Origin of the sequence: Paenibacillus sp. FSL E2-0151, assembly GCF_037993015.1 — a bacterium.
Lineage (GTDB): Bacteria > Bacillota > Bacilli > Paenibacillales > Paenibacillaceae > Paenibacillus > Paenibacillus amylolyticus.
Map to the genome: position 1 here is coordinate 2,566,663 of NZ_CP150308.1, position 12,102 is coordinate 2,578,764.

Annotated in this window: 12 protein-coding genes; 10 read left to right on the plus strand and 2 right to left on the minus strand. The window is 46.2% G+C overall.

What is annotated here, in order from left to right:
- Window positions 1-2 precede the first annotated feature (2 nt).
- Window positions 3-968, minus strand: a complete 966-nt coding sequence (locus MHI55_RS11830; RefSeq protein ID WP_340390100.1) for a polysaccharide deacetylase family protein — start codon at window positions 966-968, stop codon at window positions 3-5.
- Window positions 969-1,317: 349 nt separating this feature from the next.
- Here MHI55_RS11830 and rplS point away from each other — a divergent pair, with 349 nt between their 5' ends.
- From rplS to MHI55_RS11880, 10 genes are all read left to right on the plus strand, one after another.
- Window positions 1,318-1,659: a 50S ribosomal protein L19 gene (gene rplS, locus MHI55_RS11835; protein ID WP_017689212.1), complete on the plus strand. Its 342-nt coding sequence runs from the start codon at window positions 1,318-1,320 to the stop codon at window positions 1,657-1,659.
- 304 nt (window positions 1,660-1,963) lie between these two features.
- Window positions 1,964-2,584, plus strand: coding sequence for a signal peptidase I (lepB, locus tag MHI55_RS11840; RefSeq protein ID WP_047842465.1), 621 nt, complete (start codon window positions 1,964-1,966; stop codon window positions 2,582-2,584).
- 30 nt (window positions 2,585-2,614) lie between these two features.
- Window positions 2,615-3,478, plus strand: a complete 864-nt coding sequence (ylqF, locus tag MHI55_RS11845; RefSeq protein ID WP_017689210.1) for a ribosome biogenesis GTPase YlqF — start codon at window positions 2,615-2,617, stop codon at window positions 3,476-3,478.
- A 463-nt stretch (window positions 3,479-3,941) separates the two neighbouring features.
- The gene (locus MHI55_RS11850; protein ID WP_340032462.1) at window positions 3,942-4,643 is read left to right on the plus strand and encodes a ribonuclease HII; all 702 of its coding nucleotides are present in this window, start codon (window positions 3,942-3,944) and stop codon (window positions 4,641-4,643) included.
- Window positions 4,644-4,688: 45 nt separating this feature from the next.
- Window positions 4,689-6,731 (plus strand): DNA ligase, encoded by a 2,043-nt coding sequence (locus MHI55_RS11855; protein WP_340390102.1) that lies wholly within the window; start codon window positions 4,689-4,691, stop codon window positions 6,729-6,731.
- A complete protein-coding gene (locus MHI55_RS11860; RefSeq protein WP_036609395.1) occupies window positions 6,728-7,039 on the plus strand; it encodes an EscU/YscU/HrcU family type III secretion system export apparatus switch protein in 312 nt (103 codons plus the stop codon). Before MHI55_RS11855 ends, MHI55_RS11860 begins: the two co-directional genes overlap by 4 nt.
- On the plus strand, window positions 7,033-7,431 hold the full coding sequence (locus MHI55_RS11865) for a YraN family protein (RefSeq protein ID WP_340032464.1): 399 nt from the start codon (window positions 7,033-7,035) through the stop codon (window positions 7,429-7,431). Before MHI55_RS11860 ends, MHI55_RS11865 begins: the two co-directional genes overlap by 7 nt.
- A gap of 320 nt (window positions 7,432-7,751) precedes the next feature.
- Window positions 7,752-7,913 (plus strand): paeninodin family lasso peptide, encoded by a 162-nt coding sequence (locus MHI55_RS11870; RefSeq protein ID WP_139331839.1) that lies wholly within the window; start codon window positions 7,752-7,754, stop codon window positions 7,911-7,913.
- A 61-nt stretch (window positions 7,914-7,974) separates the two neighbouring features.
- Window positions 7,975-9,171, plus strand: coding sequence for a carboxypeptidase-like regulatory domain-containing protein (locus MHI55_RS11875; RefSeq protein ID WP_340390104.1), 1,197 nt, complete (start codon window positions 7,975-7,977; stop codon window positions 9,169-9,171).
- A gap of 282 nt (window positions 9,172-9,453) precedes the next feature.
- Window positions 9,454-10,005: a nitroreductase gene (locus tag MHI55_RS11880; RefSeq protein ID WP_076249824.1), complete on the plus strand. Its 552-nt coding sequence runs from the start codon at window positions 9,454-9,456 to the stop codon at window positions 10,003-10,005.
- 243 nt (window positions 10,006-10,248) lie between these two features.
- Here the strand turns inward: MHI55_RS11880 and MHI55_RS11885 are convergent, their stop codons facing one another.
- A complete protein-coding gene (locus MHI55_RS11885; protein WP_340390106.1) occupies window positions 10,249-11,859 on the minus strand; it encodes a YifB family Mg chelatase-like AAA ATPase in 1,611 nt (536 codons plus the stop codon).
- Window positions 11,860-12,102 lie beyond the last annotated feature (243 nt).

Here is a 12,102-nt window from a genome sequence, read left to right on the forward strand (position 1 = left end):
TTTTACTGGTCGTTCTCCGATGCAGATGATTCGTTCTGCGGACTGGATTCGGGTTGAAGCAAGGTCGCCAAATCAGTGCCTGTCGTGACCGTCAAGCGAGGCAGCTTCATGGGATGATCTCCTGGATGCACAAATCCAGACTTTACGGTAAAAGCCATGCGATATCCATGTTGCTGTAACTTGTAGATCATCTGTGTGCTGGTATAACCAAAAGGATAGGCCAAATAAGGTGTGTCTATTCCGGTTTCCTTCATTTGCTGGATATCATCATCCAGAAGACTGGTGTCCAGACCGACAGGTACGCTGTTCCCACAGCGCATAAATCCCTTATGATGCAGGTTATAGGTATGGCTGTTGAACTCAAATACGTCGGTTGCTGCCTGCATCTCTGGCTTGGAGATGAAACTGTTGATGGCGGGCTCAAATACCGAAGGTTGATCCTGAATTTTACTGCCTATGACAAACAGTGAGGCATGAAAATTATATTTCTGAAGCACAGGGTAAGCTAAAGTATAATTGTTCTGGTATCCATCATCAAAGGTAATCACAATGGACTTCTGTGGCAGGGAAATCTTCCCGCTAACATATTGCTCAAGCTGATCCAGTGTAATCGTTTGGTAGCCTTCATCATGCAGGTATTTCATATTTTGCTCAAAATCCTCCAGATTAATGATGGATTTATTATCTGTCTCTTGATTATTCAATTTGGGCTCTATGTAATGATACATCAGCACAGGAACTTCTGTAGCGGTATCTTGTTCAATCCTAAAGGTAGAACGATCCAGCGCAGATTGGTTAGAGAAGTCAGTGTGTGACAGCTCGAATGCTTTGCGTTTGACTATGTCCCAGGATGTGCAGGCTTTGTGTGACAGTGCATTCGTTGGGTGAGTTACGGCATATGAATATAGTGTAATGGAGCATGTGAGCATGGCGAGTAGGGCAAGTGTGATCTTTTTCCAATATTTCATAAGTCTTGGGATTCTCCTTTTAAAGTGGTCAATAAGTTATATCATAGACGATATTACTACACTGGAAGTTACAGTATTTTTTCCTGTATCAGGTTGACTTGCAGATGAGAGCGTTGATTCACTTTCCATATGGGAGAATGTATTTTTGAATGAAGTTAACATGTGATGGATGAGTTTCAGAATGGCAGATTAATCAATAGGCATTTGTTTAATTTCTCTTGTGTTTTGATATGCTGCGTGATACAATAAGTCTGTTATGTGGAATACGGCGGTCCTCTATGGATGATGAAGGAGACAAGGTGATCTCTGGAAGAAGTATGAACGCCTGTATGGAAGGAGGGAGTCATAGATGAATATCGTTCAAGCGATTACACAAGAACAACTTCGCAAGGATCTTCCGAGTTTTCGTCCTGGTGACACTTTGAAAGTGCACGTTAAGGTAATCGAGGGAACTCGCGAGCGTATCCAATTGTTCGAAGGTGTTGTGATTAAACGCCGTGGTGGTGGAATCAGTGAGACTTTTACAGTTCGTAAAATTTCTTACGGTGTAGGTGTGGAAAGAGCTTTCCCGCTTCATTCCCCTAAAATCGATAGAATCGAAGTGGCTCGCCGTGGTAAAGTTCGTCGTGCGAAGCTTTATTATCTTCGTGAACTACGCGGTAAAGCAGCGAGAATTAAAGAAATTCGTTAATATAACGGATACCGGGAAGGGCTTGGAGACAAGCCCTTTTCGTTTTTGTCCGGGAAAAGTTGAACCGGAGGTACACTTCCGAGTAAAATGGTATGGCAACACATGCGGGGAATAGTCCGGGAGGCTTGTAAAATCAGTTATTGATAACATTTGAATTGTGGATTAAATGTACTGTAATGCTTGGTGTAAGATTACATAACTGATGTGAATGTTTTGTATCCATCCATTGAGTTATTGGAACGATACAGAATGCTGGATGTGTGTACTGCTATAAACATGTACTGTGAAGAGAGGAAGATCTTGAATGGAACAAGAAGTTCAACATGACCAGGGCAATCCTGCCGAAGAGAAAAACAGTCGATCCAAAAAAGCCAAAAATGAAATTGTTGAATGGCTTAAAGCCATTGTTATTGCATTAGTTCTCGTCATTCTGATTCGGTGGTTGCTCTTCAAACCGTTTGTTGTGGACGGTCCGTCCATGCAGCCGAACTTTGAAACGGGTGAACGTGTGATCGTCAACGAAATCTTATATGATATCAGAGAACCGAAGCGCGGTGAAGTTATCGTCTTCCACGTACCATCCGAAGGTCGAGATTTCATTAAACGTGTTATTGCTGTAGAAGGTGATACCGTTGAGGTTCAAGACGATACCGTGATGGTTAACGGTAAAAAGGTTGATGAAACGTATATTCAAGGAGCCATTGATGCAGCTGAAGCAAATGGTGGAACCTATAACGTGAAGGATTTCCCGAATGAACAGTTCCCTGATGGCAAAGTGCCGGCAGGTCATGTGTTTGTCATGGGAGATAACCGTCCGAATAGTACAGACAGCCGTATGATCGGTTATGTTTCGTTAAAAGATATTATTGGTCGTGCAGATGTGATTTTCTGGCCGATCGGTGAGATTAAGTGGATCAACCACTGAATTTGAAGTAAATAATGAGGTGAAGACAAGTTGACGATACAATGGTTTCCAGGTCATATGACTCGAGCCAGACGCCAGATTCAGGATAAGTTAAAGCTCATCGACGTGGTCATCGAACTATTGGATGCCCGTCTGCCTGTCTCCAGCCGTAATCCAATGATTGACGAAATATTGCTGGATAAACCCCGGATGATTTTGTTGAACAAATCGGATTTGGCAGATGCAAAAGTGACGCAAGAATGGATTGAATATTTCAAAAAAGAAGGAATTACCGCTTTTCCTGTAGATGCTTCGACGGGAACCAATGTTAAAGATATTCCCGTGCAGGCCAAGCTTCTTCTTAAAGAAAAAATTGACCGTCAAATTGCTAAAGGGATTAATCCTCGTGCGGTTCGCGGGTTGATCGTAGGGATTCCCAATGTAGGTAAATCAACACTGATTAACCGATTGGCTGGACGGAGTATTGCGTTAACAGGAGATCGTCCTGGTGTGACGAAGGGGCAACAGTGGATCAAGGTAGGCAAAGAAATGGAGTTATTGGATACTCCAGGTATTCTTTGGCCTAAGTTCGAAGATCAAAATGTAGGTTATCGTCTTGCCGTAACTGGTGCGATCAAAGAGGAAATTTTGAATGCAGAGGATATCGCCTTTTTTGGAATCAGTTACCTGATGCGTTATTACTGGGACGCCCTTGAAGAGAGATACGGACTTCAGGAGTTCTCCAAGGATGCAGATGATTCAGACAGTGTTATTGCGATTATGGAACAAGTCGGTCGTATACGTGGTTGCATTGTAAGCGGTGGGCGTATTGATCTGGAAAAGGCATCACGAGCATTTCTGCGTGAACTGCGAGCGGGTAAAATGGGACGTTTCTCTATGGAAGCTCCCTATTAAAAAATGGACTTTACACGATGAAGATCATTATCTTTATCTGTTCATTTCATATATACAAGTGCCGAAAGAAGCGGCCGTTACCGGATTACCGGGAGCGGTCGTTTTTTTTGTGTATATAAACGTGGAAGTAGAGCTGGAACATACGTCGAAAACGATAAAATGGAAGAGGATTGAAGAACAGTACGCTTTATGGAATTGGCTGACCTATATATCAGGTGCATCTAAATCGTGCTATGATAAATGGTGGTGCAATTTAAATTAGACGAGGTCTGATATATTCAATTTAAACCATCAAATACCGATAAATGAAGACATCACTATCTTTATATTGTAAATCTCAAGGAAAGGTTTTACTGAGAGAGACAGGTTGTACAGAACAAAAGACAGAGGATCTACGTCTATATTATAAAAAGTTGTAAGTGATACGTATGCTGAAAAAGCGTGGGTAGAGGAGATGAGCGTTATGGTTGAAAATAATGAAGAGATCGGGTTGAATCTACTGGATACTCCGATTGGACCAAAGAAGAAAAAAGAAGCCAGTGAACCTCGAGATCTGTTGCTCTATGAGCGGGAGTATTGGGACAGTGGATTTGATCGTATTGCTGGCATTGATGAGGTAGGACGGGGCTGTTTGTTTGGGGATGTTGTCGCAGCGGCGGTTATTTTACCAAAGGATCTCATCCTGGAAGGTGTGAATGACTCCAAGAAATTAACGGAGAAAAAACGTGATGCATTATATGACGTCATTATGGAAAAAGCGCTGGCGGTAGGTATCGGGTACGCGGATGCAGAGACGATTGATCGGCTTAACATCAAACAGGCTGCGAGACTTGCGATGAAACGTGCGGTTGAAGCATTGGGAGAAACTCCTGATTATATGCTGGTGGATGCCGAGAAGGTGGATGTCAATGTACCTCAACTGTCCATTATTAAAGGTGATGCTAATAGTCAATCGATCGCAGCGGCATCTATTATTGCCAAGGTAACGAGAGATCGGCTGTGTAAGGAAGAATGGGATACGTTATATCCGGAATATGGTTTGTCGATACATAAAGGATATGCAACAAAAGTTCATCGGGAGCAAATTATGGCATTGGGGGCAACCCCGATGCATCGGCGCAGTTTTCTGGGCAACCTGCTTGGAGAGCAGCAATCTTTGTTTTAACACAAGTTTGAAGAAAGGAGGGGGAGAGATTTGAATATCGGTTTCATGATAAAGGGGTTAATGGGAGACAGTAAGCCCGGCAATGCCAAACCGCTTGAATTAAAGGAAGGTCAGGTGGTTCGTGGCTCCGTCGTTAGTGTATCCGATGATGGGGGAGAAGCAGTTCTGCAGATTCAAGGTGTGCAGGTGCGCGCCAAGTTGGAGACTCCACTCCGTCCGGGTGAGACCACGTTGCTTCAAGTGCAGCCTCCAGGTGAAAATGGCATAACGGTAATGAAACCTATGACGGGTACACTTGCTGAGCTGCCACAAGCTTCGCTGAACAACCTGCTTAAGGATGTAGGACTGCCGGATACAAAAGGGAACCGGGAACTGTTACTTGCCATGCAGCGTAGCGGATTGCCGCTAACGAAGGATAATGTGGCTATGGTCCAGAATATGATGACTGCTAAACCTGCCCAGGTACCTGTGGAAGAATGGGTGCAGGCGACGGGAATTGCTTTTCAGCGTGGTCTTCCGGTTACGGCGGAAACAGTAAAAGGATTACACCAGACGGTGTTTGGCCCCCCTCTGCACCAGTTGTTAAGCGGGTTGGCTGACCAGTTGGAAACGATGCTTACTCAAACAACAGGTAAACCGGTATTGCCTGGAGAGCAATCTGCTGCCATGAAACCAGCTGTTGTGGCTGGTGTACCCGTCGTGCTGAATGGAGCACACATGGAAGAAGGATTGGCTGCATCAGGCAACGGTCGTCAGGTGACTGGAACGGGAACACCTGCTTTGTCAACGCAACAAGGACAAGCGGCGTTGGCAGGTGCTATATCCATGACGGATGGCGGGGCAGAGGATGCAGGTACTGCGGTGAAAGGAAACGTGCAAACCGGCGGAGACACCGGAAATGCTGAAGCCGGGGCAAAGGCAGTTGCCAGCAACGTTGAAACGGCTGGCAAAGGGGGTGCAGGTATTCCGTCTGGAACCGGAATACCTGGCGAGAGCCCGCGCGGGGCTGACGCGGGCCAAGTCGGGAGCCGCCCGGGTACACCGGGGGCGGCAGCAGAATCTGTGGCTGGCCGTGCAAGTGCAGGCCAGCCTGAAGCAGGCGCGGCCGGTCGGACTGACGGTCGCGCTGAAACGCCTGTTGCTGCGGGGACGCCGTCCGCAGCAGGCCAGGCGGCGTCAGCAGCGCCTACGGCAGCGCAGCTGGCGCCCAAGCTGCTGGCGCTGCTGGACGCCCTGCGCAGCGCGTCCACTGCCGCACCGGCACAGCCTGGTGCGGCAGCACAGGCCGCCCCTGCATCGCAGGGCGGCCAGGCGGCTGCGGCTGCCGGAGGCATGCCGCAGCCGTTGCCAGCCGGCGCTGATGCGCCGCCGGCTGGCGGTAGTGCCGCAGCACCTGCGGGAGCTGCGGCAGTGCCCGCACCTGTCACCCACGAGGGGGACCCGTGGGTGGGGCGCGTGCTGAAGCTGCTCGGTGCGGAGCACGAGCAGCAGGCCGTTCACGGCGCGGCAGTGCAGCCGCGCGTGGGGGATGCGGCGAGTCCGGCAAATGCGGACACGCTGAAGGGCTTGCTGCTGCAACTTGCCAGCAGCGAAGGTGCACCGGCGGCGCTTAAGGATGCCGCCGGACAGGCCGTGCAGTATCTGACAGGTCAGCAGTTATTGCTGACGACAGATCGCAGTGCTACTTTTGCACAGATGCATTGGTTTATTCCGATCACTGGACCGGACGGGGAAGAAACGGCGTCTGTTCAGATTCAATCACGTCGTGGATCTCGTGGAGAGCTGGATGCGTCCAACTGCCGTCTATGGTTTGATCTGGACATGAAAAGTCTTGGGCCTACTCTGGTAGATGTCCATGTGGTTAATAACATTGTCAGTCTGCGTGTATTAAATGATCGCGAAGGAATGGGACCGCTTCTGGAGAGCGGACGAGAGGTGATCCATCAGGCATTGGACAAGCTGGGCTATCAACTGCTGACCTTCAAGGCGGAACCGTGGCCTGCGGGCCAGGAGCCGGGCGCGGAACGAAAAACGCGGGCCTCGGACTATAGTCCTGAACGATACAAAGGGGTGGACTTGAAGGTATGAAAGACGAGTCGTCACAACCGGACCTGCTTTCCAAAAAGGCGGTTGCCCTAAAGTATGTCCCTGGAGAGAGTGAAGCACCTGTTGTTGTAGCCAAGGGGCGCGGCAAAGTGGCAGAAGCCATTCTGGATAAAGCCAGAGAAAACGGCGTGGCTGTTCAGGAGGATGCAGCACTTGTGGAGGTGCTCTCCAAGTTGGATCTGGATGAACAGATTCCGGCAGAACTGTATCAACTGGTCGCAGAGGTGCTAACGTACGTCTACCGTGCAGATCGCATGGCCTCAGGACGTGAGGAAAATGAGTCATGGTAGAACGTAGATTGGGTCAGGAGCCAGAATTAAAGCTCACACGACAGCAGAAAGGCCGATTAGGTGAAGAGGCTGCCTGTCAATGGTTGCGAGAGCACGATTATCGGATCATTAGACAGAACTGGCGTTGCCGTAGCGGTGAGATTGACATCATTGCTTCCTGCGAGGGCCTGATTGTCTTTGTGGAAGTAAGAAGCAGAAGTGGAGCCGCTCAGTACGGTACACCTCAGGAATCGGTTGATATGCGTAAAATGCAGCAGGTACGTTCAACCGCATCCGTGTATTTGCAAATGACGGGAGAGACGGAACTTCAGATCCGTTTTGATGTAATTGCTGTAATGCTTGATCAAGCAGGAGAAATTGTCTCTGTGAATCATATTGTTAATGCTTTTTAAGAATTACACTCGAAGTTATTGCTGTATTAATTGATACGGATTGTATCTTTTTAATGTGAGTCGGTCAGTTATTTCGAAGTACAAGTTTAATTATGTCTTATCTTTGCATTCGTTTTAGTTTTAAAATTAGTTAATATATTAAAGCCGTAGTTCCTATTTATACAGGATCTGCGGCTTTTTTTGATTTAACTATGAAATCATTAAACAGAGGATAGAGCATTGATAATAAAATCATTGTATTTCAGAAATTTATAGATACAAAATGTATCATTTGTAATAAACTAAGAAAGTTGAATTTTAAAGAGAGGTTGGTGGGATGTATGAAAGAGCTTCAGAATACTTCGAACAACACAGTAAAACAAGTATGGGAGTGCCCTCGGATGGAAGTGCTGGATATCAGCGAGACCATGAACGGTGGACAGGGGATTTGGCAATATGTTTGGGACGGAGAATTCTGGAAGCTTGAACTTATGGTCAGTTAATTTTAAGAGGCTAAAGAGGAATGTTTGATCAATAAAATAAATAGTGAGGTGTAGTGAGAAGATGCAGACAAGTATCAAATGGATCATTCGACTAAGTACACTATCTTTATGTTTCATTTTGTTTGGAATCATGTATTCCGGAGTTTCTTATGCAGCCGATCCGTCTACACAGGCAAGTGTATCAGGTAAAGTTATTGATCGTCAGGGATTACCTGTCCAGAACGCTACTGTCAAGTATTGGCTTAATTATCGTGGGGATACGTCTGAGAAAAGCGTGAAGACGGATGGGAATGGACGGTATCATATTATAGAGTCCGTTGAAGACAATACGGACATTACTTTTGTAGTTGAAGCAGAGGGTTATGTGACGTACAGACACTATGGCTCCTACGGATTGTCCGGTGGAGAGCAAATAAAGCTTGATTTTCATATTTATGAGCCATCCACGATTGTAGGAACAGTCAAAGATCAGGCAGGCAGACCGGTTCCAGATGCTCGTATAAAAGTAACAAGTGTCTTTGATCGTATAGTGAAAACTGATCAGCAAGGTCGATATGCGGTTACAGGAATTGATTACGCCTATAATCCGAACATTGCAATATGGGTAGATGCCGATGATTATATGTTATATGAACAGGATCGCTTGGGTGTCCGGGAGGGAGGAACCTTGAGAATGGATGTTGTTTTGGCAGAGGCGGCACACGTGCGGGGAAAAGTTGTAGATGAGTCGGGCAATCCAGTAAGTGGGGCTAAAGTTAATGCTGGAGGTTCGGCAACAACAGATGCTCAAGGCAACTATTTAATAAAGCGCGTACCAACAGGGGCTAGAACGATAACGGGAGAAGCAGCAGGATATCTAAAAACGAGCCTGAGCGTTACTCTTGTAAAAGGAGATCATAATACGTTTAATATCGTACTTAAGAAGGATGCAGATATTACACCTCCAGTAACCAAGTACAGATTAGTTCCTATTACAGATACTGTGAACGGGAAAGTATACATCAAAGGATTTACATTCAGACTTCAGGCAACAGACGAAGTCAAAGGTTCGGGCGTAAAAACAACGCAATATCGAATCAACGGGGGAGAATGGAAAAACTATGAAGGACCCGTCAAGTTTTATGCCCCTGATGTCAAGGTGGTAGAGTACTATAGTACAGATGTTGCAGGTAACCAGGAGAAGTACAACAAAATGGATTTTATTAATGGTACATTTGAAGGGAATGGCACGTTTGAAGGGGCGAGTTACGACGATTGATTACTCGTTGATATGATATGTGAATCAATAACATGAGAATAAAAGACGGTTCTGACTTGAAGATTCCTCGTGGTGAATCAACATTCAGAGTCGTCTTTTCTGTTCGTAATGACCTTAACGGTAATGATCTCTGCCGCCCCTTTGAATCTCGTGATCAGATGGGTGTATAATCAAGAAGGTAAACTGGTATTTTATTATGTCATAAAGAAATTATATTGAATGTACAAGGCCGCGAATCACTATTGCGGTTGCAAATGATTTTATAAACAGGAGGTACGGCCGATGAGTAAAGCTACGAAAACAACAAATGAAGTCAGAAATGCGATTCAAAACCGTCGTACGGTGAAAAAATTCAAAAAAGAAGCTGTTCCTACACAGCAGATTATAGAATTGCTGGATACGGCAGTCTGGGCTCCTAACCATAAACTGCGTGAACCTTGGAGATTTTTGTTGTTTACAGGGAATGGACGGAAGAAACTGGCTGAGGCTATTGATGCAGAAATGGGAGAAGACAACAAATTCTCACCCAATATTATGCAAGTTCCATCCGTTATGCTTGTTGTGCTGGAAGAAGATCCAAGACAGAATATCTGGGACGAAGACTTCGCTGCGGTTAGTGCATTGGTTCAAAACTTTATGCTTGCAGCCTGGAGTGAAGACATTGGAACGTTCTGGGTGACCAAGCCATTTTTGTACGCTCCCAAATTCCGCAAATCGCTTGGAATAGAGGCGGGAGAGAAGATTGTAGGCATGATTTATATGGGTTACCCTGATGTTATTCCTTCTGCCAAAGAACGCACACCAGCCAAGGACAAACTCACTCTTTTTGAATAATAAATTGTTGTAGACCTTAGCTATATACGATCCCCTTACGTTTACAGGGAAATCTACGTACAAGTACCTTTCTTCACAGAAGAGAAGGGCTTGTACGTTTTTTGTCATGTTGGTGTATCCGCATTGTAGAATCTGCATAAGGAATCCTTCTCGATTTTCCTCTGCTGTTTACAGTTTCATGCCCATTCCACTGCCTTTGGGTAAATCGGCCTGTTCTTCCCTCCATATGCTTTTAAAATAGCTTCAAAATAAATTAAGATCCAATTGACGATACTGGATGGCTTCAGCCACATGAGCTGTCACAATTTCACCTTCATGGTCCAGATCAGCAATTGTTTGTGCCATCTTGATAATCCGATCATGTGCACGCATGCTCAGGTTTAACGTTTGCAGCGTTTGCTCTAACAGTTGCTCTGCCTCTTGGGGGAGATGGATCGTTCGTCGCAAAAGCGTGCCCGAAAGCTGGCTATTCCAACGAACCGAACTTTTGGCATAACGTGTAGCCTGAATTTGATGAGCGTGGATCACTTTTGCCTGCATTTCTGCAGAGGAAGGGGAAGCAGCAGACTTGCGCCACTCGCCTGGTGGAGGAACCTCAACCTGAAGATCAATGCGGTCCAGCAGTGGTCCTGAAATTTTGGCTCGGTACGCGGCAACACGGGCTGGACTACATATGCAGCGTTGCTCCTCCGAATGAGCGGACAAATATCCGCAGGGACAGGGATTCATGGAACATGCAAGCATGAATTGGGCCGGAAAGGTGAATGCAGCGCGAGCCCGACTAATTGTCACTGTGCGATCCTCTAACGGTTGCCTTAATACCTCCAGCACTTGGCGCTGGAATTCAGGTAATTCATCCAGAAACAATATGCCCCGGTGGGCAAGGCTCACTTCACCCGGTTTTGGGATACCACCGCCTCCAATCAGACCAGAGGTGGATATCGTGTGGTGAGGCGAGCGAAAAGGTCTGTCTGCAATCAGGCCTTGAGGCGCTTCTTTCAATTTGCCAGCGGCACTTAATACTTTGGTGACTTCCAACGCTTCATCTTCTGACAAAGGAGGAAGGATGGAAGGCAGACGTTTGATTAACATCGTTTTGCCCGTACCTGGAGGTCCAACGAGCAGTATATTATGCATGCCGGCTGCAGCAATCATAAGCGCGCGTTTTACATGATGCTGCCCTAGAACATCACTATAGTCGTCTGCAAATAATGGTGTTTGTCTCGTCTTCCTATCCGCCATCTTATGAGTCTTATCAGTTATAGGAGTAGCGAGGTGTGCATAATTTTTCAACACGACTGGTCCTGCATTCGAATTATTTGGTATTCCTGCTGATCTAGCGGGTTGATCTGGGTTTTCCGGAGCAATATCCTGTAAATGACGAATGCCAAAAACCTGGATACCTCGAATCAGTGACGCTTCCTCCACGTTATCCAAAGGCAGGAGCACGGACGTAAAGCCTTGCCGTTTGGCCAGATCCACCATGGATAAAATGCCCGGCACGGACCTGAGCGAACCGTCCAACGCCAGTTCGCCAACCACTAGTGTCCGTTCCTGGGGAGGAAGTACAAGCTGGCCGCTTGTCATAAGTAAACCAATAGCAATGGCTAGATCAAAGGAAGATCCTTCCTTGCGTAGATCAGCGGGGGCCAGATTGATTGTGATCCGCTGTAAAGGATACTGATACCCGCAGTTTTTAATCGCTGCACGGACACGTTCAACGGCCTCACGAATAGCTGAATCCGGTAAACCGATGATGGACGTCTGTGGCAGACCATTGGATAAATCAGTTTCCACCTCGATCAGAACGCCATCAATTCCGTACAAACACGCACTGTGTAATTTTCCGTACATAACAAAGAAACACCTCACTCGATTCTTGACTCCGCATAATACGGGCCAGTCTACGAATTAAGGTGCTTCCTCAGCTTCTATTAAGCATTTTATATAAAAGGAATCATGGAGTCAACCTGTCATTATCATTGCTGTAGTCATCTTTCCTGATCCCTGAATTTTATTTCTGGAAGGAAATCATTAAATTACTTTGGCCAAAATGGCTACGTATAAACTTTCATTATGTTTATTAAATTTGACCCG